Origin of the sequence: Luteibacter sp. W1I16 (genome assembly GCF_050434905.1) — a bacterium.
In the GTDB taxonomy this organism is placed as follows: domain Bacteria; phylum Pseudomonadota; class Gammaproteobacteria; order Xanthomonadales; family Rhodanobacteraceae; genus Luteibacter.
The window spans coordinates 496,711-518,188 of the sequence record NZ_JBNDJJ010000001.1; the positions used below are offsets into that span (position 1 = coordinate 496,711).

General features: G+C 67.3%; 23 protein-coding genes. 3 read left to right on the top strand and 20 right to left on the bottom strand.

The genetic code is table 11. From position 1 onward, the window contains the following. Positions 1–4: 4 nt before the first annotated feature. From QFZ41_RS02175 to QFZ41_RS02230, 12 genes are all read right to left on the bottom strand, one after another. A complete protein-coding gene (locus QFZ41_RS02175) occupies positions 5–724 on the bottom strand; it encodes a copper homeostasis protein CutC (protein WP_429197255.1) in 720 nt (239 codons plus the stop codon). A gap of 2 nt (positions 725–726) precedes the next feature. Continuing rightward, positions 727–1,746: an isoaspartyl peptidase/L-asparaginase gene (locus QFZ41_RS02180; RefSeq protein WP_429197256.1), complete on the bottom strand. Its 1,020-nt coding sequence runs from the start codon at positions 1,744–1,746 to the stop codon at positions 727–729. 224 nt (positions 1,747–1,970) lie between these two features. Further along, positions 1,971–2,501 (bottom strand): PulJ/GspJ family protein, encoded by a 531-nt coding sequence (locus QFZ41_RS02185; RefSeq protein WP_429197257.1) that lies wholly within the window; start codon positions 2,499–2,501, stop codon positions 1,971–1,973. Beyond that, positions 2,483–2,827 (bottom strand): type IV pilus modification PilV family protein, encoded by a 345-nt coding sequence (locus QFZ41_RS02190; RefSeq protein WP_429197258.1) that lies wholly within the window; start codon positions 2,825–2,827, stop codon positions 2,483–2,485. The genes QFZ41_RS02185 and QFZ41_RS02190 overlap by 19 nt, the downstream gene beginning before the upstream one ends. A 192-nt stretch (positions 2,828–3,019) precedes the next feature. Further along, entirely contained in the window at positions 3,020–3,226 is a 207-nt protein-coding gene (locus tag QFZ41_RS02195) for a cold-shock protein (RefSeq protein ID WP_306846354.1), read from the bottom strand. Positions 3,227–3,361: 135 nt separating this feature from the next. Beyond that, a complete protein-coding gene (locus QFZ41_RS02200; protein WP_429197259.1) occupies positions 3,362–4,108 on the bottom strand; it encodes an S-methyl-5'-thioinosine phosphorylase in 747 nt (248 codons plus the stop codon). Continuing rightward, positions 4,105–4,659, bottom strand: a complete 555-nt coding sequence (locus QFZ41_RS02205; protein WP_429197260.1) for a hypoxanthine-guanine phosphoribosyltransferase — start codon at positions 4,657–4,659, stop codon at positions 4,105–4,107. Before QFZ41_RS02205 ends, QFZ41_RS02200 begins: the two co-directional genes overlap by 4 nt. A gap of 7 nt (positions 4,660–4,666) precedes the next feature. Continuing rightward, positions 4,667–5,668, bottom strand: coding sequence for a beta-N-acetylhexosaminidase (gene nagZ / locus QFZ41_RS02210; RefSeq protein ID WP_429197261.1), 1,002 nt, complete (start codon positions 5,666–5,668; stop codon positions 4,667–4,669). After that, positions 5,662–6,186: a CYTH domain-containing protein gene (locus tag QFZ41_RS02215; RefSeq protein WP_429197262.1), complete on the bottom strand. Its 525-nt coding sequence runs from the start codon at positions 6,184–6,186 to the stop codon at positions 5,662–5,664. Before QFZ41_RS02215 ends, nagZ begins: the two co-directional genes overlap by 7 nt. Positions 6,187–6,200: 14 nt before the next feature. After that, positions 6,201–7,502 carry a 23S rRNA (uracil(1939)-C(5))-methyltransferase RlmD gene (gene rlmD, locus QFZ41_RS02220; RefSeq protein ID WP_429197263.1) on the bottom strand — a complete coding sequence of 434 codons (1,302 nt, stop codon included), beginning with the start codon at positions 7,500–7,502 and terminating at the stop codon, positions 6,201–6,203. Positions 7,503–7,590: 88 nt separating this feature from the next. Further along, positions 7,591–8,199, bottom strand: coding sequence for a YdbL family protein (locus QFZ41_RS02225; RefSeq protein ID WP_429197264.1), 609 nt, complete (start codon positions 8,197–8,199; stop codon positions 7,591–7,593). Positions 8,200–8,244: 45 nt separating this feature from the next. Next, the gene (locus tag QFZ41_RS02230) at positions 8,245–10,272 is read right to left on the bottom strand and encodes a hypothetical protein (protein WP_429197265.1); all 2,028 of its coding nucleotides are present in this window, start codon (positions 10,270–10,272) and stop codon (positions 8,245–8,247) included. 45 nt (positions 10,273–10,317) lie between these two features. Between QFZ41_RS02230 and QFZ41_RS02235 the strand changes: the two genes are divergently transcribed. Beyond that, complete coding sequence (locus QFZ41_RS02235) at positions 10,318–11,049, top strand: response regulator (RefSeq protein WP_429197266.1); 732 nt, start codon at positions 10,318–10,320, stop codon at positions 11,047–11,049. Between the two features lie 58 nt (positions 11,050–11,107). On the opposite strand, the gene QFZ41_RS02240 is transcribed toward QFZ41_RS02235, so the two are convergent. From QFZ41_RS02240 to apbC, 3 genes are all read right to left on the bottom strand, one after another. After that, entirely contained in the window at positions 11,108–11,599 is a 492-nt protein-coding gene (locus QFZ41_RS02240; RefSeq protein WP_429197267.1) for a hypothetical protein, read from the bottom strand. 86 nt (positions 11,600–11,685) lie between these two features. Further along, positions 11,686–12,252: a dCTP deaminase gene (gene dcd, locus QFZ41_RS02245; protein ID WP_036114141.1), complete on the bottom strand. Its 567-nt coding sequence runs from the start codon at positions 12,250–12,252 to the stop codon at positions 11,686–11,688. A gap of 69 nt (positions 12,253–12,321) precedes the next feature. Next, complete coding sequence (gene apbC, locus QFZ41_RS02250; protein WP_429197268.1) at positions 12,322–13,407, bottom strand: iron-sulfur cluster carrier protein ApbC; 1,086 nt, start codon at positions 13,405–13,407, stop codon at positions 12,322–12,324. A gap of 140 nt (positions 13,408–13,547) precedes the next feature. Between apbC and QFZ41_RS02255 the strand changes: the two genes are divergently transcribed. After that, positions 13,548–13,994, top strand: a complete 447-nt coding sequence (locus tag QFZ41_RS02255) for a DUF2147 domain-containing protein (RefSeq protein ID WP_429197269.1) — start codon at positions 13,548–13,550, stop codon at positions 13,992–13,994. A 60-nt stretch (positions 13,995–14,054) separates the two neighbouring features. On the opposite strand, the gene dnaJ is transcribed toward QFZ41_RS02255, so the two are convergent. From dnaJ to hrcA, 4 genes are all read right to left on the bottom strand, one after another. After that, positions 14,055–15,182, bottom strand: coding sequence for a molecular chaperone DnaJ (gene dnaJ, locus QFZ41_RS02260; RefSeq protein WP_429197270.1), 1,128 nt, complete (start codon positions 15,180–15,182; stop codon positions 14,055–14,057). Between the two features lie 128 nt (positions 15,183–15,310). Then, the gene (dnaK, locus tag QFZ41_RS02265) at positions 15,311–17,239 is read right to left on the bottom strand and encodes a molecular chaperone DnaK (protein ID WP_429197271.1); all 1,929 of its coding nucleotides are present in this window, start codon (positions 17,237–17,239) and stop codon (positions 15,311–15,313) included. Positions 17,240–17,327: 88 nt separating this feature from the next. Further along, positions 17,328–17,867 (bottom strand): nucleotide exchange factor GrpE, encoded by a 540-nt coding sequence (gene grpE / locus QFZ41_RS02270; protein ID WP_429197272.1) that lies wholly within the window; start codon positions 17,865–17,867, stop codon positions 17,328–17,330. Positions 17,868–17,953: 86 nt separating this feature from the next. After that, entirely contained in the window at positions 17,954–19,015 is a 1,062-nt protein-coding gene (gene hrcA / locus QFZ41_RS02275; RefSeq protein WP_429197273.1) for a heat-inducible transcriptional repressor HrcA, read from the bottom strand. 134 nt (positions 19,016–19,149) lie between these two features. Here hrcA and recN point away from each other — a divergent pair, with 134 nt between their 5' ends. After that, positions 19,150–20,820, top strand: a complete 1,671-nt coding sequence (gene recN / locus QFZ41_RS02280) for a DNA repair protein RecN (RefSeq protein WP_429197274.1) — start codon at positions 19,150–19,152, stop codon at positions 20,818–20,820. Here recN and QFZ41_RS02285 read toward each other — a convergent pair whose 3' ends face one another. Continuing rightward, positions 20,821–21,450: a response regulator gene (locus tag QFZ41_RS02285; protein ID WP_371024859.1), complete on the bottom strand. Its 630-nt coding sequence runs from the start codon at positions 21,448–21,450 to the stop codon at positions 20,821–20,823. It lies immediately after the preceding gene. Between the last annotated feature and the right edge of the window lie 28 nt (positions 21,451–21,478).

Sequence of the window (21,478 nt, forward strand, 5' to 3'; positions counted from 1 at the left end):
CCTGTCAGGCCAGTGACGCGACCAGCGCGCGCACGGTATCGACGTCGGTGCGGATCTCGCCCGCGCCCATGCCGAGCGCATCGCCACGCGTCCGGCGCATGGCCGACGGCAGGCGCTTCTTCGCCGAGGCATGGAATTCGCGTGCGCGGGTCGCTTCGCGAAGCGCGAGGACGTTGCCTGGCTCGACGCCCGCCCCCGGCATCACCACGATCCGTCCGCCCGCCTGCGCCACCAGCCGTGCAATGGACGACGCGCCCGCCATGGCGCTCTGCATGCCGCCGGAGGTGAGCACACGCTCGAAGCCGAGGTCGATCACCGTTTCCAGGGCGGAGGAGCTGTCCTCCACCAGGTCGAACGCACGATGGAAGGTCAGACCGATGCCTTCGGCCGCTCGCACGAACAGCGCACAGACGTCCGCGTCCACCTCGCCTTCGGACGTGAGCGCGCCGACGACCACGCCATCGCAACCGAGTGCCCGGCAATGCGCGATGTCGTCGAGCATCGCCTCGACCTCCGCATTCTCGTAGACGAAGTCGCCCGCGCGCGGGCGGATCAACACGTAGAGCGGAATGTCCAGGCCTTCGCGCGCCAGCGCGATCGTGCCGTGCGAAGGAGTGACGCCCCCCTCTTCCAGGCAGGCACACAGTTCGACGCGGCCCGCGCCACCTTCCTGCGCGGCGAACGCCGAGGCCACCGAATTGGCCGCGATCTCGAGCAGGGCCATGGTCAGTAGCTGCTCTTGCCGGGGATCAACGCGTCCTGCTTCGCCGCGTCGCAAACCGCGTACGAGAACCCCTTCTGGATCGCCCAGGCGCCGACATTGCCCTTCTTGTCCATCGCGAGGAACCCGACTTGCAGGTCCTTCGCGTTCGGCTTCTTGCGCAGGATGCGCTCCACCGCCTCGCGGCATGCGTCCTCGGGAGACCTTCCCTGGCGCATCAGTTCCACGACGAGGAAGCTGCCGACGTTGCGGATCACTTCCTCGCCCACGCCGGTCGATGTCGCGCCACCCACTTCGTTGTCGACATACAGGCCCGCGCCGATGATGGGACTGTCGCCCACGCGACCGTGCAGCTTCCATGCCATGCCACTGGTGGTGCACGCACCGGACAGGTTGCCCCGGGCGTCGATCGCGAGCATGCCGATGGTGTCGTGGTTGCTGGCGTCGCCCGGCGTGCCGCCGGGACCGGCGTTGTAGCTCTTGACCTCGCTATTGGCGACCGGCTTGTACTTCGCCGTCTTCAGCCATTCGTGCCAGGCCTTTTCCGACTCGGGGGTGAGCAGTTCCTCGCGCGGGAAGCCCTGCTCGATCGCGAACTGCAGCGCACCGTCACCCACCAGCAGCACGTGGGGCGTGCGCTCCATGACCCGGCGCGCGACGGAGATGGGATGGGCGATATGCTCGATCGCCGCGACGGCGCCGCAATTGCCCTGCTCGTCCATGATGCTGGCATCCAGCGTGACCTTGCCATCGCGGTCGGGGTAACCCGCGCGGCCGACGCTATGGTTGCGCAGATCGGCTTCCGGCACGCGTGCGCCCTGCTCCACCGCATCGAGTGCGCGCCCCCCGGAAGAGAGCACCTTCCAGGCAGCCTGGTTGGCGGCCACGCCGAAGTCCCAGGTGGAACACACGCGCGGAACCATCCCCGCGCCACTCGTGGCGGGCGCCGCCTTAGCGATGCCCTTGGCGGCCAGTGCCACGCCGGAAGCGACCGTCGCCCCCTGGAGGAATCGTCTGCGGTCCATGGGTTGCCTCATTCGACGACGCGTCAGCCGCGCCATCGCCGATGGTCGCATGGGCGTCACCGCGCCCGCCACCACGAGGAACACGCCCGCGGCGGGCGTCCGACTCCGCCTGATGAAACTCCTGCGCGGCCAGCGCCCGCGAGCGTGCCGAGCGCGACAAGGAAGACGCCAGGATCGCCATCACCGCGAGCACCGCAAGCACCACGAGAAGGATGGCGCCGCGCTCAGTGGATCCGCGCACAACCCTTCCGGCCGGTCGTCCGGCTATAACGGTGTCCATCCGACGTCCATAGCACCACCTCGAGCGCCTTGGCCGTGTTTCCATGGATCGGCGCGAAGGGCACCTGACGGAGCGAGCCGCCGTCCTGCAACAAGGCGATGAATTCGGCGCCGGCGATGCCATCGAGATACGTCCCGCATTCCGCGCCCTCGCATCGCCAGAGTCCCTTGTCGACGAACCATTCGGCATGGTCGAGCACGAGCGCCCGCATGCCGCCATGCACGCCCTGCGCCGTGCATCCCCGCGCTTCGACGCAGCCCTTCCATCGCGCCGACGCGCACAGGTCCCGGGCGATCGCCGCATGCGCCAGCCACACGGCGTCTTCCATCCTCGTCGCCGCACGCTGGCGAACGACGGCGAGGCCCATGATCGACAAGCCGGTCATGGCCACCGCGGCGACGATGGCGGCCACCGCCAGTCCCACGAGCAATTCGACGAGCGTCATGCCGCGCGCCGTCACGGAACGAACGACCACGACAGCACCTCGCGCTTCGCCCAGGCGATCCGGATAACGCACGGCGCGGGAACCTCGCAGGTCAAGGAGCCCTTGGCGGCCGCTCCCATCCCTCGTTCGAGGGCACCATGGAATAACTCCATGTCCACATCGGAAATGCTGCCGCCGCCGGCGCGTATGCGCGCCTCCGTACTGACCGCGATGGTGGTCGCCGCGACGAGCCGCGACGCCCTCGCATCGACCACCATCGACTGCGCCACCCACGCCGCGGTCGACGCGCTGCCGATCGCGAACACGGCCAGCGCGACGAGCGATTCAATGAGGGATGAGCCGGAGACCTGTCGCATCCCGACAGGGTCCGATGCCGGGCCTGCGCACGCTGCCGGAAAACGGCAAAGGTGATCGTCGGAAACCGTGCCGCCTCTTGTGGGTGGTACGCGGCGAGGCAAGCATCCATCGCCGACAGGGCCGGCTCCCATCTTTAAAAAAAAAGCCCCGCGCGTTCGCGCGGGGCTTTCATGGCACCAATGTCGAGGCGTTCACGCCGCGATTTCGACGCCCGACGCCTGGGCACCCTTCGGCCCATTGGTCACTTCGAACTTCACACGCTGGCCTTCCTGAAGGCTACGGAACCCCTTTGAATTGATCGCAGAAAAGTGGACGAACACGTCCTCCCCACCGTCCTCGGGCGCGATGAAACCGAAACCCTTGGCATCGTTGAACCACTTGACCGTACCGAAACGCATTGCGGAAACCTCTGGACATGGACTGGAAGCACCCGGATGGCGAGGCGTTCCCCATGGATCCCCTTGGCCTGCCCCCGCGGCGCGCACAAAGTATCATCATGTTTCAGACCAAAGCGCAACTGGGACGCTTTCCGATCAGGCGTTGGCCAACAGGCGTCCCAGGATCGGCGGTACGTTCGCCGTGGCCGCCGCGAGATGGGCGAAGATCTCCTCGATGCTGATCTCCGCTTCGTCGCCGGCGCCCGCCGCGTAGTTCGCGACCAGCGCGAGGCATGCGAACTCCAGGTCCAGTTCCCGCGCGAGCGCCGCCTCGGGCATGCCGGTCATGCCCACCAGGTCGCAGCCGTCGCGTTTCATGCGAGCGATCTCCGCGCGTGTTTCCAGGCGTGGTCCCTGGGTAACCCCGTGCACACCCCCGTCGACGATCGCCAGCCCTTCCGCACGCGCGGCGGCGACGATCGCCTGGCGCAGGCTTTCCGTATACGGCTCGCTGAAATCGATATGGCGGACTTCCGCCCCTTCCACATCGTTGAAGCTGGTGTAGCGGCCATGGGTGTAATCGATGATCTGGTCCGGCACCACCAGTGTGCGCGGCCCCATGTCGTCACGGATGCCGCCCACGGCGTTCACCGCCACCACGCGCCGCGCGCCCAGCGCGTGCAAGGCCCACACGTTGGCCCGGTAGTTCACGCGGTGCGGCGGCAGCGTGTGGCTCTCCCCGTGGCGGGCGAGGAACGCCAGCCGCTTGCCATGGAAATCGCCCGTGACGACATCGCCGGATGCCGGACCGAAGGGAGTTTCGACATGCCGGCGCTCGACACGCTCCAGGCCTTCGAACGCGTACAGGCCGCTACCGCCGATGACGGCGAGATCGATGCTCATGGCCCTCCGTCCTTCAGCGCGTAGATGGCCGGCAGGTTGCGCGCCTGCTCGTAGTAATCCATGCCGTAGCCGAAGACGTAGCGGTCGGGCAGGTCGACGCCGTTGAAATCGGCTTCGATGCCGTGTGCACGCCGGCTGTGCAGCTTCGTGCAGAGCACTGCCAGCAACACGCGTGACGCGCCCATGTCGAGGCAGGCGTCGCGCACGGCCTTCAGCGTATGGCCTTCGTCGAGGATGTCGTCCACGAGCAGGACGGTGCGGCCGTTCAAGGGCACCTCGGGGCGGCGCAACCAGTGCAGGTCGCTGCCCTGGGTCTCGCCCCGGTAACGGGTGGCGTGGACATAGTCGAACTCGAGGTCGGTCTTCACCGACAACGCCAGCTGTCCGGCGAAGACCAGCGCACCGTGCATCACGGTAAGGAAGACGGGACGTTCGCCGGCGAGGGCGATGTCGATCTCCTTGCCCATGCGGGCGATTTCAGTGTCGAGCTGTTCACGGGTGAACAGGATGTCGGAACGCGCGAGCGCGTCGTCGAGCGAAGCGGCGGTCATGGGCGGGTCAGGACTCCAGGGCGGTCACGCGCGCGATGAAGCGGTCGCGTTGGGGGTTGTCGACAAGTCCTTCCCAGGTCGAACCGATCGCGCCACGCAAGGGGGCGAAACGCTCGGCCGGTGACGCGCTGCGGCCTTCGACCGCCGCGATCGCGTCGGGAACGACGTCGGGAAAGCAGGCCAGCACGAGATCGCAGCCCGCATCGAGGTTGGCGGTGACGCGGGCGGCGATGCCGCCGACCCCACCGGCCGCGGCCATGCTGATGTCGTCGCCGAACACGCAGCCGCGAAAACCGAGTTCACCGCGCAGGATCTCCTCGATCCAGATACGCGAATAACCGGCCGGCCGGTCGTCGATGGCGGGGTAGATCACGTGCGCGGCCATGACGGCTTCCGCGCGTGCTTCCATGCCAGCCACGAAGGGCAGCAGGTCGTCGCGCAGGATCTCATCCTTGCCGCGAGGATCGACGGCGACGGACTCGTGGGTGTCTTCCTTCACCGAGCCGTGCCCGGGAAAATGTTTCAACACGGCCGCCATGCCGCCCAGGTGCATGCCACGCACATAGGCCTGCACGAGTTCCGCGGCGATGACCGGATCGGCGTGGAAGGCGCGATTGCCGATGGCGGCGCTACCGCGTTCCAGATCCGCCACGGGCGCGAAGCTGAAGTCGACGCCTATGGCGCGCATTTCGCTGGCCATGATCCAGGCATGTTCCTCGGCGCGGTTCACCGCTTCCACCGGATCGCTCTCGTACAGCTTGCCGATCGCGGCGAGAGGCGGCAGCCGGGTGAACCCGTCGCGGAAGCGCTGCACGCGGCCGCCTTCCTGGTCGACGCAGACGAGGAAGTCGTCACCGGCGACCTCGCGGATGGCGTCGATCAAGGCCGTTACCTGTTCGCGCGAACGGAAGTTGCGCGAGAAGAGGATCGTCCCGACCACGCCTGGCGCGGTGAGCCGGCCGTGTTCGTGCGCGGCCAGTTCGGTACCGGCAAGGCCGATGATCAGCATGCGGCGTTCTCCTTCCCTTCCCGCTCGGCGGACGGCCATGTCGCGTAGGGCCGGCCGATCAGGTTGACGTTGTAATAGCGGGACTGCTCGCTCACTTCGATGCCGAGCCAGTCCGGTCGCGGATACGCCGCGTCGACCGACGGCAGTTCGACTTCGGCGACGAACAGGCCGGCGTTGTCGCCCAGGAACTCGTCGATCTCGAAGTGTGCGCCATCGAGCATGACATGGTGACGAATCTTCTCGAGCACGCCATCGGAGAGTTCGTGGAGCAGATGCTCCGCATCGGCCAGCGGCACGGGATATTCGAACTCGTGGCGTTCGATACCGAGCGTGGCCGACTTGATGTTGAGCCATGCCGTGTCGCCGGCGATGCGCACGCGCACCGAACACTTCGCCTGCCCGGCGGCGATGGCGGCGGCATTGACGAGGTAACCCTGCGCCATGCGCTCGCTGCGCTCCACGAGGGAACGCCAGCCGTCGTTCGCGAGGAGGAACTTGCGTTCGATTTCGACGCCCATGGGCTTCCGCTCCGTCAGCCGCGCTCGAACAGCGCGATGGATTCGACATGCGCGGTGTGCGGGAACATGTCCATGACACCGGCCGACACGAGCCTGAAGCCGTGCTTCTGGACAAGGATACCCGCGTCGCGCGCCAGCGAGCCGGGATGGCACGAGACGTAGACGATACGCGAGGTACCCTTGCGAGGCAGGTACTCGAGCACTTTGTCGGCACCGGCGCGCGGCGGGTCGAGCAGGATCTTGTCCCACGGCTGCGTGGCCCATGGCGCCGTGCGCTGGTCTTCGAAGAGGTTGGCGACGCGGAACGAGGCGTTGCCCAGGCCGTTGCGGGCGGCGTTGGCCGCCGCGCGTTCGACCAGCCCATGCTCGCCTTCCACCCCGACCACCTCCGCGGCATGCCGCGCGATCGGCAAGGTGAAGTTGCCGAGGCCGCAGAACAGGTCGAGCACCCGGTCCGCGGGCTGCAGGTCGAGCAGTTCCAGCGTGCGCGCGAGCATGCGCTGGTTCATGCCGGCGTTCACCTGCACGAAGTCCAGTGGCAGGAATTCCAGCTCGACGTTTTCGGCCGGCACGGCAAATGCCAGCCGCGGCGATTCCGGCCAGATCGGATACACGCTGCTCTGGTTGCCCGGCTGCAGGTAGATCGCCAGGCCATGCTCCTTGCCGAACGCCACCAGGGCGGCCCGATCCCGTTCCGACAGCGGTACCAGGTGACGAAATACCAGGGCCACCGTGTCGTCACCGGCGGCGAACTCCACCTGCGGAATATCGCGCGCCGCGTGGAGCCCGCCGATCAGCGTGGCGAGCAAGCCCACCTTCGGCCCAAGCGCGGGGTGGATGACCTCGCAGGTATCGATGTCCGCCACGAAACGCGGGTTGGCTTCTTCGCGGAAGCCCACCAGCACGCGTTCCTTCTTCGCGACATGGCGGACCGAGAAGCGCCCCTTGCGCCGATAGCCCCAGGGCTGGTCGGTGAGTGGCGGCAACCACGACGCGGGGCTCACCTTGCCGATGCGCTCGAAGTTTTCCGCCAGCACGCGCTGCTTGGCGGCGATCTGCGCGGCCGGATCCATGTGTTGCAGCGAGCAGCCACTGCACTGGCCGAAATGCCGGCACTTCGGCGCCACGCGCTCGGGGGCTGCCTCGAGCACCTCGACGATCTCCGCGTCGTCGTAGTTGCGGTGACGCTTGCGATACTTCAGCAGCACACGCTCGCCCGGCAACGCGCCGGAAACGAAGGTGGCCTTGTTGTCGATGCGGGCGACGCCCCGGCCGTCGTGGCTGAGGTCGGTGATGGTGGCTTCGAATTCGGTCATGCGCTCAAAACGTAAAGCCCGGACCGCCGACGGCCCGGGCTGGCTGGGAGGACGCGCCGCGATGCGGCGTGCGATCCTGGCGGACTGCCTACTTGCGCTTCCAGGCGCCGGAGGCATCGCGATAATACCAGCCCGACGGTGCGCGCTGGACCCAACCGTCGGCGAAGGTCTTGCGGATTTGAGGCTCCCACTCCGGGTGGCCGTTCGCCGCCGCGATGGCACGGTAGAGCGTGTCGCGGTCGTTGTTTTCCTGCTTCACCAGGGCATCCGCCTGCGAGCGCTGGTCGAGCGGCAATGCCCCGGCATCGCGCACGGCCACAAGGCCGTCGGCGGTGAAGCCCACGGCGCCACTATCGAACAACGCCTTCAACTGTCCGCCGAAGCGAGCCTTCATGCGCGCCCGGATCGCGTCGGTTTCGGGCGTACGGACCTGGATGTCGGGTGATTCCGCCGCCTGCGCCGCGGGGATGACGAGATCGAGCAGCGAGGCGGAAGGCTGCTTTCCGGGGGCGGGACGCGCCTGCCCAGGGTCTTTCCCGGACGATGGCTTGCTGGCCCCGCTTTCGTCCAGGACGTTGCCGATGAACTGGTCCGCGGCCTTTTGCGCCGCCGCCTCGGGGAAGTAGACATTGATGGTGACGCAGCCGACGAGCGCTACGGCAGTGGCCGCAATGAGGGCAATCAAGGGTTTGCGCATGCTTTCTACTCCATTTCCTAGCGTTGGCTCGCCGGCTGCCCGGGTTTATCGAACGACGGGCCCGTCGCCTTCGGTCGCGGCCTGCAGGCGGCGGACGAGAGTGTGCCAGTCGACCTCGCGCTGGTGTCCCACCACCGTCAGGCGCGGCAAGCCGCTGCCCTCCACGATAGTGTAGCCATCCTTCGCCGGCCCCAGGCCGCCCATGCTGCAGATGTCGCCTTTCAGGGTGCACGACAGGCCGATGCGCTTGTATCCGAAGGTCTTGAACAGTTTCAGCACCGTGCCCTGGAGGCCACCGGCGATGCCACCCCCGCCGACGGAGGTGAGGTTGTTGACCGCCTTCTGGCTGATCCTGCCACCTTCGTCGGCGACGAGGCTGGCCTTGAACGAGGCCGGGCTCCATGCGACCAGCCGGAGGTCCTCGATCGCTCCGTGCAGGCGGCCGGTGATGCTGCCGAAGTCGAACACCGAGGTGAGCAGCCCCAGATCGAGCTGGCGCAAGGCGATGTCTCCTGTCAGCACGGGCGCGTCGCCGAAGGGACGCGACAGGCTCATGCCGGTGATGTCGACGAAGCCGTCGAAGACATTCAGGGAGAGCCCTCCCGCGAGGTCCACCCGATCGTCGACGTAGCGCAGCGACGGCACGGCGCCGCCGAGCTTGCCCTGGAACTCCGGCCAGCCGAGCGCACGGCAAAACGCGGCCATGTCGATCTGGGTCAGCGCCAGCGAGGTTTGCAGGCGTTCGCCACTTGCGGCCGCCGGACGCAGCGTCAGGCCCAGCACGCGCAACTGACCGTCGAGAACGGGAATGGCCAGCGGCTTGTCGAGCTTCAACGCGCCGCCGGTGCTCCGCCAGGAGCCCTCCGCCGCACCGTTGGGAATGCGGTAAACCTGAAGCGCGCGCCAACCGAGCTTCGTCGCCGGGCGTTCGTCCGTGGCGCTCCAGTCGAGGGAACCGCGCAAGCCCTGGATACCGAGGCGGCCGTCGGACATCGCCAGGTCGAGCCCGCCGGTCTGCATGGTGAAGGCCTTGAGCGCTCCGGCCTCCATGGTGACGTGGCCGGTCACCTCGCCGCTGGCACGCAGGCCGTCGATGCCGGCATCTCGCAACAAGCCCTTGCCGTAGCGGTTGTAGGCGGCGGGAAAACGCGCATTGAAGCGGTCCATATGCAGCCGTGTCAGGTCGCCCTTCGCGTTGAAGCCGAGGTCGCCTTCGAACTGCAAGGCATCGGGATCGGTCAGGCGCAAGCGCGGCACCGCGAGTTCGCCCTTGCGCGAACGAATGCCCACCGACAGCTGCACGGCGTGCGACGGCAGATCGGCGTACAGCGGCCCGAGCAGCAGGTCGCCACCGCGCAACGTGGCATCCAGGTCGATCGACTGGCCGTCGGCGTGACTGTCCAAGCCGAGGCGGCCGCCGCCCGACAGGCCCTGGCCGGCGAGCTTGCCGCCCTGGCCCTCGAAGCCGACGCCGTCCAACGCGAATTGTCCCGCGGCCTGGACGCCCTCTTCCAGGATGTCGAGCGCGAGGTCGGCATCGACGCGTCCCGCGGTCGTGCGACCGGACCATACGGTGGAAAGCAGGCCCTGGAGCCAGCCTGCGGGAAGGTTCTTCAGCGTGATCTGCGCATGAGTGGGCTGATCCATCGGCAAGGCCACGCGAGCCGACGCCTTCTCCTGGGTCAACGACACTTCCAGCGTGTTCGCGGCGGCGTCGGCGACGATCCGCACGGTGGCATTGCCCAGGGCGCCCCCTGGCGCGCCCTTGAGGCGGATCGAGCCATCGAAGACCCAGCGTCCGAGTTCGTCGCGGTCGAGTACACCGTCGAGGCCGAGGCCGAGCTTGCGCCAGCCGAGCGCCGGCATGTCCGCACGGTCGGCCGTCAGCTTGACGTCCAGGCCCTTGCCGCTGGCCGCGGCGTCGAAGTCGGCCTGCATCCCGGACATCTCCAGCCCGGGCACCTGAAGTGTGTCGGCCCCCACGGACAGCCCCGCCTGCGCACCGCTCGCCCACCCCAAGGCGATCGAAACGACGAGCAGCATGATGAACGGGCGGGTTGATACGGGGAGCATGGTCGGCCATTCTGCCAAATCCAGATGAACGACACGGAACGTTGCATGCCGCATGACGCCCCCTCCCTCCACACCTCCGCCGGTGTGCGCCGGCTGCTGGTCGCCGACGACGATCCGTCGACGAGGCAGTTCCTTGCCGGCGCGCTCGGCGGGCACGGTTATACGGTGACCCTCGCATGTGACGGCGCGGAGGCAGTGGCGCTGGCACGCGCCCAGCGCTTCGACGCACTGATCCTCGATTGCCGCATGCCGCACGCCGGCGCCATCGAGGTACTGGCCGCCCTGCGCGCGGACGCGGCGGCGGCCTCGCGAGAGGCGATCGCGCTGGCGACCAGCGCCGAGGTTCCCTCCGGCCTGCGCACGGAATTGCTCAAGGCCGGCTTCGCGGGCGTCATCGAAAAACCCTGCCGTATCGCCTCGGTGGTCGACACGCTCGCGGCGACCTTGGGCATCGACGGCGGCCTCCGCGTGCTTGACGACCATGCGGGACTGACCGCCGCGGGCGACCCCGCGACCATGCAGGCCCTGCGCGCGCTGCTGCGCGCGGAACTGGTGGAACTGGCGAGGGAACTGGAGACCGGGGCCACCGACCCGGCGGCGCTCATGGAGCGCATGCACCGGCTGCGTTCGGCCTGTGGCTTTTGTGGCGCCGCCCGGCTGGGCGCGCAGGCGAAAGCGCTGCAAGCGCACCTGCGGGACATCCGCGCCGTGGTACCGGATGCCCTGGCGCGATTTCGCGCGGAGCTGGACGCGACCCTGGCGGCCTTGCCGTCCTGAGCCACCGGTACAAACGAAAGGGCCGCCCGAGGGCGGCCCTTTCGTTCGACGGCGGGTATTACTGCTGCGTCTGCGGGTCGTAGGCGCCGCTGGACGCTTCCTTGCCCTGCATGCGATCCGGCAAGGCGGCCTTGTGCGGGGTGTCTTCCAGCTGGCGGGCCTTTTCCTCGACGGCGTTCAGGCGGACCAGCTCGCCCTTCTTGTCGTAGTACACCGCGAAGCCGTAATCCAGCTGCATGCGAGCCAGGAATCCGAGGTGGTTGTCGCGGATCTTGGAGTCGTCGCTGGGCAGCACGAGCACCGTCTTCGGCAGCTTGCCCTGGTCCTTCAGGTAGGCGAAGTGGCTACCGGTGTCGGCGGCGGAAAGTACCGCGCCATCGACGATGAACTGGCCGCTCTTGTACGCCTTGATGGTGTAGTCGAACTGGCCCTGCTCCGTCGCGACCTGGTCGGACTTCGAGGCGCCGCGATGGCAGCCGGCCAGCACCAGCATGCTGGCGAGGAAGAGCGCCGTGGCGGCGCGGGCCATCAGGGTGGGAACTCGGATCATGCGGTGTCTCCGTGGATCGGTATGCGTGGAATGGGCGAGTCTACCGCGCGCGGATGTCGCGCGCGGATGCGACGTGAAGGCCGCGTTCAGGTGCTCGGAAGGGTGACGCCGCGCTGGCCCTGGTACTTGCCGCCGCGGTCGGCGTAGGACACTTCGCACTCTTCGTCGGATTCGAGGAAGAGCATCTGCGCCACGCCCTCGTTGGCGTAGATTTTCGCGGGCAGCGGCGTGGTGTTCGAGAACTCCAGGGTCACATGCCCTTCCCACTCGGGCTCGAGCGGGGTCACGTTCACGATGATGCCGCAGCGCGCGTAGGTGCTTTTACCGAGGCAGATCGTGAGCACTTGGCGCGGGATGCGGAAATACTCGACGGTGCGCGCCAGCGCGAACGAATTCGGCGGAATGATGCAGACGTCGGACTTCACGTCGACGAAACTGCGCTCGTCGAAGGCCTTGGGGTCGACGATCGTGGAGTTGATGTTGGTGAACACCTTGAACTCGTCGGCGCAACGGACATCGTAGCCATAGCTGGACGTGCCGTAAGACACCAGGCGGTGGCCGTCGCGCTCCTTGACCTGGCCAGGGGCGAACGGCTCGATCATGCCGTGCTGCTCGGCCATGCGGCGGATCCACTTGTCGGACTTGATGCTCACGTACTGTCTCCCTCGCTGGAGCCGGAAAGGTATAGGAACGTCGCCGGACACGCCACTTGGCGCACGGCGTCAGGTGTTCTGGATGACGATCTTCGGGAACGAAATGGCCTTGTTGCGCGCCTGCAACGACAGCTTCGCAGCCGTGGTACGAGCGATGGCGCGATACCGCGCCGTCAGGTCGGAATCGGGAATGGCGGCCACCGTGGGCTTGCCGTCGTCGGCCTGCTGGCGGATGCGGATATCCAGCGGCAGGTCGCCCAGGTAGGCGATGCCGGCCTCCTGCGCCATGCGCGCACCGCCGCCCTGGCCGAAGATGTGTTCCTCGTGCCCGCAGTTCGTGCAGATGTGCGTGGCCATGTTCTCCACCACGCCCAGCACGGGCACCTCCACCTTGCGGAACATGCCCAGCGCCTTGCGCGCGTCGAGCAGGGCGATGTCCTGCGGCGTGGTGACGATCACCGCGCCGGACACCGGCACTTTCTGCGAAAGCGTGAGCTGGATGTCACCCGTACCGGGGGGAAGGTCGATGATCAGGTAATCGAGTTCTTCCCAGCGCGTGTCGGTCAGGAGCTGCATGAGCGCCTGGGTGACCATCGGGCCGCGCCAGATCATCGGCGTGTCCTCTTCGATCAACACGCCGATCGACATCGCCTGCAGGCCGTGGGCGCGCATCGGCACGATGCTTTTTCCATCGGGTGACGACGGCTTGCCGGTGAGGCCGAGCATGCGCGGCTGGCTCGGGCCGTAGATGTCGGCGTCGAGGATGCCGACCGTCGCCCCTTCGGCCGCGAGGGCCAGGGCCAGGTTCACCGACACGGTGGACTTGCCCACGCCACCCTTGCCCGAGGCGACGGCGATGATGTTCTTCACGCCCGGCAACGGCGCCAGCTGGCCCTGGACCTTGTGCGCGTGAACGCGCCAGCTGAGCGACACGGCGGCCGAAGCGATAGCGGGATTGGCCTGCAGGGCGTCGCGTGCCTCATGCGCCGCCTGCTCCAGGTACCCCGTGGCGGGATAGCCCAGCTGGATGTCCACCGAGACACGGTCGCCGTCGATGCCGACGGCGCGCAGGGACGCGCCCAGGGGTTGCCCGGAGTGGGGATCGATGACGCGGTCGAGGATGCCGCGGACGAGGGTTTCGGTGGGCTGGGTCATGGGGGCACGTGAGGAAAATCGAAGATCGGCCATTATGCCAGCGTGCGTGCCGGCCCGGTCTGGCGCGATGCAGCTTGACGGGCGTCGCGGCGGTCGTCAGGCTCCGGCCGTACCTGACCGTATGGGGAGCCCCCGAGCCTATGAAGACTCTGATCCGCACCACCCTCGCCCTCGCCTTTGCCGCGAGCGCCCTCCCCGCCCTGGCCGCCAACGACTCGCCGGTGGGCAAGTGGAAGACGATCGACGACAAGACCAAGGAAGTGAAATCCATCGTCGAGATCACCGAGAACGGCGGCCTGCTCGAAGGCAAGGTGCTGCAGGTGCTCAAGTCCGATCATGGCCCGCACCCGCTCTGCACCGAATGCGATGGCGAGCGCAAGAACAAGCCCATCGAAGGCATGACCATCATGTGGGGCCTGAAGAAGGACGGCGACGAGTGGTCCGGCGGCCAGATCCTCGACCCGGCCAAGGGCAAGATCTACAAGGTCACCCTCAAGCTCGAAGACGGCGGGAAGACCCTCGATGTCCACGGCTACGTGGGTTTCTCGCTGATCGGACGCAGCCAGGAGTGGGTGCGGGCCGAATAAGCCCCGTCATGACGCCATGACCGGCAGGAGCGCGCCTTGCGCTCCTGCCCCAACGTCGTTTTACGACGTGACGCGCGACCAGAAGTCCTTGACGCCGTCGATAAAGGTGGTCGAGCGTGGCGTGTGTTTTGCCGCTTCCTCGCCCACGAAGGTGGCTTCCAGCTGGGTGAGCAGGTCGCGCTGCTCCTTCGTGAGACGGACCGGTGTCTCCACCACCACGGTGCAGATGAGATCGCCCGTGCGCCCACCACGTACGGACTTGACGCCGCGTCCGCGCAGGCGGAATTGCTGCCCGGTCTGCGTTTCCGGCGGAACGTTCACCGAGACCTCGCCTTCGAGCGTGGGCACGGCCAGTTCGGTGCCGAGCGCCGCCTGCGCGAAACGGATGGGCACTTCGCAGTAGAGGTCGGAACCGTCGCGCTGGAAAATCTTGTGCTCACGCACGCGCACTTCCACGTAGAGGTCGCCGGCCGGCGAACCCGCGGGACCGGCTTCGCCCTGCCCGGTCAAACGGATGCGATCGCCATTGTCCACGCCCGCCGGAATGCGTACCGACAGCGTGCGCTCTTCTTCGAGACGGCCTTCGCCGTGACACTTCTTGCAGGGCTTGTCGATCTTCTGGCCGGAGCCGTGGCACGTCGGGCAGGCTTGCTGGATGGAAAAGATGCCGTTCTGCATGCGCACACGGCCATGGCCCGCGCAGGTGGAACACGTGGAGACCTTGCCGTCTTCCGAGCCCGTGCCGTTGCAGTGGTGGCAATTGACCTGCGTGGGCACCTCGATCTTCTTCTCGACGCCGAACACGGCTTCCTCGAGATCGAGATCCATCATGTAACGCAGGTCGGCACCGCGGCGCGTGCGCTGGCGTCCACCGCCACCACCGAAGATGTCGCCGAAGATGTCACCGAAGATGTCGCCGACGTCGCCGAACCCGGCGCCGTTGCCGCGACCGAAGCCACCGCCCTCGAAGGCGGCATGGCCGTACTGGTCGTACGCCGCACGCTTCTGCGCGTCGGACAGCACGTCATAGGCTTCCTTGGCTTCCTTGAATTTCTCGAGCGCTTCCGGTTCCGGATTGCGGTCGGGGTGATACTTCATCGCGACGCGACGAAAGGTCTTCTTGAGGTCGCCCTCGCTCACGGTGCGTTCCACACCGAGGATTTCGTAGTAGTCGCGCTTGCTGCTCATTGCACGCTTGCTTTCCCTGGACGAACGAACGCGCCGGCGGGAAACCCTTCGGCGCGATCGATCCGGTTGACCCTTGCCTCGCCGCGAACGCTAGGGCTGCGGCGGGGCATCGTTTTACTCAGGACGACTTACTTCTTGTCGTCCTTGACCTCGGTGAACTCGGCGTCGACCACGTCGTCCGGCTGGGCCGAACCACCGCCCGGCGCCGACTGCTGCGCGGTGTCCTGCGCACCACCGGACGACTGGGCTGCCGCCGCGAGCGCCTGGGCGACCTGCTCGAGGTTGGCGATCTTCGCCTCGATGGCGTTCTTGTCGTCGCTGTCCTTGGCCTTCTCCAGCTCGGATACCGCGCTGTCGATGCCGGCGAGCTGCTCGGCGGGGATCTTGCCGCCGTGCTCCTTCAGCTGGCTGCGCGTGGCGTGCACGAGCTGGTCGGCCTTGTTGCGCACCTGCACGAGCTCGTGGAACTTCTTGTCTTCCTCGCGGTTGGCTTCCGCGTCGGCGACCATGCGCTGGATCTCTTCGTCCGAGAGGCCCGAACCGGCCTTGATCTCGATCTTCTGTTCCTTGCCGGTGTCCTTGTCCTTCGCCGACACGTGCAGGATGCCGTTGGCGTCGATGTCGAAGGTGACCTCGATCTGCGGCGTGCCGCGCGGTCCCGGACGGATGCCCTGCAAGTCGAACTTGCCCAGCGACTTGTTCGCGTTGGCGCGCTCGCGCTCGCCCTGGAGGACGTGCACGGTGACGGCCGTCTGGTTGTCGTCGGCGGTGGAGAAGACCTGCGAGGCCTTGGTCGGCACCGTGGTGTTCTTCTCGATGAGCTTGGTCATCACGCCGCCCATCGTCTCGATGCCGAGCGACAGCGGGGTGACGTCGAGCAGGAGCACGTCCTTCACCGAACCGCCCAGCACGCCGCCCTGGATCGCGGCGCCGACGGCCACGGCTTCATCCGGGTTGACGTCCTTGCGCGGCTCCTTGCCGAAGAAATCCTTCACCGCTTCCTGCACCTTCGGCATGCGGGTCTGGCCACCGACGAGGATCACCTCGTGGATGTCGGACACGCGCAGGCCGGCGTCGTTGAGCGCGGTGCGGCAGGGATCGATCGTGCCCTTGACCAGGTCTTCCACCAGCGACTCCAGCTTGGCGCGGGTCAGCTTGATGTTGAGGTGCTTCGGACCCGAGGCGTCGGCGGTGACATACGGCAGGTTGACGTCGGTCTGGTGGGCCGAGGAAAGCTCGATCTTCGCGCGCTCGGCGGCGTCCTTCAGGCGCTGCAGCGCGAGCTGGTCCTGGCGCAGATCGATGCCCTGCTCCTTCTTGAACTCTTCGACGAGGTAGTCGATGACGCGGTTGTCGAAGTCTTCACCACCGAGGAAAGTGTTGCCGTTGGTCGCCAGCACCTCGAACTGCTTCTCGCCGTCGACGTTGGCGATCTCGATGATCGAGACGTCGAACGTGCCGCCGCCGAGGTCGTACACGGCGATCTTGCGATCGCGCGCGTCGGTCTTGTCCAGGCCATAGGCCAGGGCGGCCGCGGTCGGCTCGTTGATGATGCGCTTGACGTCGAGGCCGGCGATGCGGCCGGCATCCTTCGTGGCCTGGCGCTGGCTGTCGTTGAAGTACGCCGGCACGGTGATGACCGCTTCGGTGACCGACTCGCCGAGGAAGTCCTCGGCCGTCTTCTTCATCTTCATCAGCACCTTCGAGGAGATCTCCTGCGGTGCCATCTTCTTGCCGTCGGCGGTCTGCACCCAGGCGTCACCGTTGTCGTGCGCGACGATACCGTACGGCACGATCTTGATGTCCTTCTGCACCTCGGCGTCGGTGAACTTGCGGCCGATGAGGCGCTTCACCGCGTAGAAGGTGTTCTTGGGATTGGTAACGCTCTGGCGCTTGGCCGGCGCGCCGACCAGGACCTCGTTGTCCTTGGTGAACGCGACGATGGACGGCGTGGTGCGATCGCCCTCCGCGTTCTCGATGACGCGCGCGGTCGAACCCTCCATCACTGCGACGCAGGAGTTGGTCGTACCGAGGTCGATGCCGATGATCTTGGCCATTGAAGTTGCTCCGAAATGCTAAGCGGCCCCCGCGGCCGCGACTGTGTTGGAAAATGGGGCCCGGCCCCATCGATTCAATGCTTTGGGTTCAGTTGTCGCGCACCACGGCGACCAGCGCCGGACGCAGCAGACGGTCGTTGAGGATGAAACCCTTCTGGACCACCGCGACCACGGTCCCCGCCGGGTGCTCGTTCGACTCGACCGAACTGATCGCCTGGTGGTGTTCCGGATTGAACGGCTTGTGCAATGGGTCGACCACCGTGAGGCCATTGCCCTGGGTGACCTTCTCCAATTGCTTCAGCGTGAGTTCGAGCCCTTCGCGCAAGGTCTTCGCGTCGGCCGATTCATTGGCCAGACCAAGCACCAGGCCGTCGTACACCGGCAGCAGGTCGCCGAGCAGCTTCTCGTTGGCGAAGCGGCGCGCCTGATCCAGGTCGCGCTGGAGGCGGCGACGCTGGTTCTCGATCTCCGCGCGTTCGCGCAGGACCGTCTCGCGCGCCTGAGAGAGCTCGGATTCGAGCGAGGCCAGCTTCGCGGTCAACGCGTCGAGGTCGGCATTGACGCCGTCGTTGTCGACCGCGGCGCCGTCCTGTATGGGATCCGGCACGTGGGGATCGTTGTTCTGCATGGTTACTCCAAATGTCAGCTTACCGACCCGCTCCATGGAGGGGCCGAACATTCGCGGGAAATACTAAACCCGCCTCCCGTGGCGGTTTATGAGGTCGCCGCGGCGCGATTCAAGGCGTCACTGAGCAGTCCCGCGGTGGCCTGGACCACCGGGATCACCCGCTCATATGCCATACGCGTCGGTCCAATAACTCCGATCGCGCCCAGCATGCGGCCGCTCGTGCCGTAGGTGGCGGTGACGATGCTGCATCCGTCGAGGGCCGAGAATCCGGACTCCTCGCCGATGAACAAGCGCACGCCCGGGGCCTTGACGCACATTTCCATCAGCTGAAGCAGGTCGCGCTTCTGCTGGAAGGCGTCGAACAGATCGCGGAGCCGGTCGATGTCGGCCAACTCCGAATAACCCATCAGGTTGGTCTGGCCGCTGACGAGGACGTCATCGGCATCCTCGTCGGTGGCGAACGAGACCGTCGCCAGCTCCACGACGCTGGACAGCAGGCGGTTGATCTCCCCACCCGCCTCGCGCAACTCGGCGGCGAGGTGCGCACGGATATCGGCCAGCCGGAACCCGGCGAACTGTGCGTTGAGGTAATTCGCCGCCTGCTCCAGGTCGGAGGATTCCAGCGGCCGGGCAAGCTGGACGACGCGGTTCTGCACCTGGTTGTCCGAGAACACCAGGATCACCAGCACGCGCGCGTCCGGCAGGTTGACGAAATCGATGTGGCGCAGGGGGAAATCGCCCTGGCGCGGGACGGTGACCACCCCGGCGAAATGGGTCATGGCCGAAAGCAGGTTCGAGACGTTGCCGAGCAGGTCGCGCGTGGTCGTCTGGTGCGGTGGCAGGCCGCCTTGCAGGCGGGCCATCTCGTCACGCGGCAGCGGCTTCAGTTCGAGCAGGCTGTCGACGAACAGGCGCAGCCCTCGCGGCGTCGGGATACGTCCGGCCGAGGTGTGCGGCGAAGCCACCAGGCCGGCATCCTCGAGGTCGGCCATGATGTTGCGGATGGTCGCCGGGCTGACTTCCAGGCCGGAGGAACGCGCCAGGGTGCGTGAGCCGACCGGCTCGCCATCGGACAGGTATTGGGAAATCAGGGTCCGCAGCAGCCGGCGCGCGCGAGCATCGATGTCGTGACCGGAAAACGGATTCATGCGCCTGACTGGATGGGAAGGGGGTCGGATCGTCGGGTTATCAATAAGGTCTGGGCGCTCCGCTTGCAAGTCTCGGCTTCTGCGACGCCGCTGCCGCTACAATCGGCGCGATTCCCTTCGCCACTCCCGTGCCCATGCTCACCTCGCTTTACGTCCGCCAGTTCGCCGTCGTCGAAGAAGCCGAGGTCGCCTTCGGGCCGGGCCTCACCGTGGTCAGCGGCGAGACCGGCGCGGGCAAGTCGCTGCTGGTGGACGCATTGATGCTGCTGGCCGGTGCCCGTGCCGACAGCGGCATGGTCCGCGCCGGCAGCGACCGCGCCGAACTGGCCGCGGAATTCGATCTCGCCGGCCTGCCCGAGGCCCTGGACTGGCTGCGCCAGGAAGAACTCGACGACGGGCAGACCTGCCGGTTGCGCCGCGTGATCCGCACCGAGGGCAGCTCGCGTGGCTGGATCAACGGCCGCCCCGCCAGCCTCGCCCAGATGTCGGCGCTGGCCGCGCTGATCGTCGAGATCCACGGCCAGCACGAGCACCAGGCCCTGCTCTCGCGCCAGCACCAGATGGCCTTGCTCGACGCCTACGCGGGCAACGAGGCCCTGCTGGCCCAGGTACGCGACACGGCGAAGGCGTGGCGCGATGCCGTGGCGCGCATCCGCACGCTTTCCGGCGGCGACGACCGCGAACACCAGATCGAACTCCTCAGCCACGAGCTGGAGGAACTCGACCGCTGGGCGCTCGCCCCGGCCGCCCTGGAAGACCTCGAAGCCCAGCACCGCCGGCTCGCCAATGCGGGGCGTCTGGCCGAGGGCGCCAACGGCGTGGTCGAGATGCTGGATGGCGAGAGCGAGTTCGCCATCGGCCGCGCCCTGCTCCGCGCACATGCGGAACTCTCGCGCCTCGCCGAACTCGACGCCACGCTCGCACCCACGCTGGAACTCCTGGACAGCGCGCAGATCCAGGTGGGCGAAGCCGTCGACAGCCTCAGCCGCTACGCGCAGGATGTGGAACTCGACCCGGAGCGGCTGGCCGAGGTGGATACCCACCTCGCCCATCTGCACGATCTCTCACGCCGTTACCGCCTGCCGGTCGCCGAACTCACGACCAAGGCCGACGAAGTCCGCGAGCGTCTGGCCGAACTGGAAGGCGCGGGCGATGCCCTCGACCGCCTCGGCCGCGAGCGCGACCGCCTGCACCAGGCGTACGACACCGCCGCGGCCGCCCTCTCTAAGGCACGCGCGGAGGCCGCGACGCGGCTCGGCGGCATCGTCGCCGGACTGATGGGCGAACTGGGCATGGCGGGCGGGCGGCTGGAAGTCTCGCTGGAGCGCGCCGAGGGCGACGAGCCCGACCCGCAGGGCCGCGAGCGCTGCGAACTACTGGTCAGCGCCAATCCGGGACAGCCGCCGCGCCCCTTGCGCAAGGTCGCGTCCGGTGGCGAACTGGCGCGCATCAGCCTCGCCATCGAGGTCGCCACGCTGGGCAACGACAACATCGGCTGCATGATCTTCGACGAAGTGGACACCGGCATCGGCGGCGCGGTGGCCGAGGTGGTCGGACAGAAATTGCGCGCGCTCGGCGAGCGCGTGCAGGTGCTATGCGTCACGCACCTGCCCCAGGTGGCGGCCCAGGGTCATTCGCACTTGCAGGTAGCGAAGGAGAGCGACGGCGAGGCGACCCGCACGCGCATCCATGCGCTCGATGCCACCGGGCGGCGTGACGAACTCAGCCGCATGCTCGGCGGGGTGGAGATCACCAAGGAGACCAGGGCGCATGCGAAGAAGATGCTGGATCGTGCGCAGGGCTGATCAGGTGCGGATGAGGCCGCGCTCCTGGGCCATGCGGTAAAGGTCCAGTTCCGAGCCGGCGTTGAGCTTGTTCATCACCGCGGCGCGGTGGATGTAGATCGTCTTCTGCCCGATGCCCAGTTCCGCGGCCACCTGCTTGGGCGCGCGGCCGGCCGCCAATAGCAGGAAAACTTCCCGCTCGCGGGCGGTCAGGCGATTGAACGGGTCCAGGTCGGTCGTCGGCCGGCCCGAGCGGCGCTCGCGCAGGTCCGAACTCAGGTATTGGTCGCCGCCGAGCACCGAACGCACCGCAGCCACCAACTCCTCGGGCGCGACGCCCTTGGTCACATAACCGCGAGCACCGCGACGCAGTGCCTCGGATACGTAGGGTTCGCCGTCGTGCATGCTTAGCACCACGATCTTCATGCCCGGGGCGATGCTGCCGAGGTGCTCGATCAGCGGCAGGCCGCTGCCATCCGGCAGAGACAGGTCCACCGCCACCAGGTCCGGCCGATGCTGGGTGACCGCGTCCACCGCCTCGTCGGCGTTGCGGGCTTCGGCGACGACATCGAGGTCGGGTTCCAGTTCGATGAGGCGCTTGAAGCCCTCACGGACGATGGCATGGTCATCTACAAGAACGATTCTGGGCATGGGCTGAATGTAGCAGGCTCGCCCGACG

Bases quoted from the DNA above. Each gene is read 5' to 3' on its own strand.
- QFZ41_RS02285 (WP_371024859.1), bottom strand. From the start codon at position 21,450: ATGCCCAGAATCGTTCTTGTAGATGACCATGCCATCGTCCGTGAGGGC.
- nagZ (WP_429197261.1), bottom strand. From the start codon at position 5,668: ATGCTGATCATCGGCCTTGCCGGTACCGAACTGGCCGCGCACGAACAC.
- recN (WP_429197274.1), top strand. From the start codon at position 19,150: ATGCTCACCTCGCTTTACGTCCGCCAGTTCGCCGTCGTCGAAGAAGCC.
- QFZ41_RS02240 (WP_429197267.1), bottom strand. From the start codon at position 11,599: ATGATCCGAGTTCCCACCCTGATGGCCCGCGCCGCCACGGCGCTCTTC.
- dnaK (WP_429197271.1), bottom strand. From the start codon at position 17,239: ATGGCCAAGATCATCGGCATCGACCTCGGTACGACCAACTCCTGCGTC.
- QFZ41_RS02225 (WP_429197264.1), bottom strand. From the start codon at position 8,199: ATGCGCAAACCCTTGATTGCCCTCATTGCGGCCACTGCCGTAGCGCTC.
- QFZ41_RS02235 (WP_429197266.1), top strand. From the start codon at position 10,318: ATGCCGCATGACGCCCCCTCCCTCCACACCTCCGCCGGTGTGCGCCGG.
- QFZ41_RS02175 (WP_429197255.1), bottom strand. From the start codon at position 724: ATGGCCCTGCTCGAGATCGCGGCCAATTCGGTGGCCTCGGCGTTCGCC.
- QFZ41_RS02190 (WP_429197258.1), bottom strand. From the start codon at position 2,827: ATGCGACAGGTCTCCGGCTCATCCCTCATTGAATCGCTCGTCGCGCTG.
- QFZ41_RS02180 (WP_429197256.1), bottom strand. From the start codon at position 1,746: ATGGACCGCAGACGATTCCTCCAGGGGGCGACGGTCGCTTCCGGCGTG.
- QFZ41_RS02200 (WP_429197259.1), bottom strand. From the start codon at position 4,108: ATGAGCATCGATCTCGCCGTCATCGGCGGTAGCGGCCTGTACGCGTTC.
- apbC (WP_429197268.1), bottom strand. From the start codon at position 13,407: ATGACCCAGCCCACCGAAACCCTCGTCCGCGGCATCCTCGACCGCGTC.
- QFZ41_RS02205 (WP_429197260.1), bottom strand. From the start codon at position 4,659: ATGACCGCCGCTTCGCTCGACGACGCGCTCGCGCGTTCCGACATCCTG.
- rlmD (WP_429197263.1), bottom strand. From the start codon at position 7,502: ATGACCGAATTCGAAGCCACCATCACCGACCTCAGCCACGACGGCCGG.
- QFZ41_RS02230 (WP_429197265.1), bottom strand. From the start codon at position 10,272: ATGCTCCCCGTATCAACCCGCCCGTTCATCATGCTGCTCGTCGTTTCG.
- QFZ41_RS02195 (WP_306846354.1), bottom strand. From the start codon at position 3,226: ATGCGTTTCGGTACGGTCAAGTGGTTCAACGATGCCAAGGGTTTCGGT.
- hrcA (WP_429197273.1), bottom strand. From the start codon at position 19,015: ATGAATCCGTTTTCCGGTCACGACATCGATGCTCGCGCGCGCCGGCTG.
- dnaJ (WP_429197270.1), bottom strand. From the start codon at position 15,182: ATGAGCAGCAAGCGCGACTACTACGAAATCCTCGGTGTGGAACGCACC.
- QFZ41_RS02215 (WP_429197262.1), bottom strand. From the start codon at position 6,186: ATGGGCGTCGAAATCGAACGCAAGTTCCTCCTCGCGAACGACGGCTGG.
- QFZ41_RS02255 (WP_429197269.1), top strand. From the start codon at position 13,548: ATGAAGACTCTGATCCGCACCACCCTCGCCCTCGCCTTTGCCGCGAGC.
- grpE (WP_429197272.1), bottom strand. From the start codon at position 17,867: ATGCAGAACAACGATCCCCACGTGCCGGATCCCATACAGGACGGCGCC.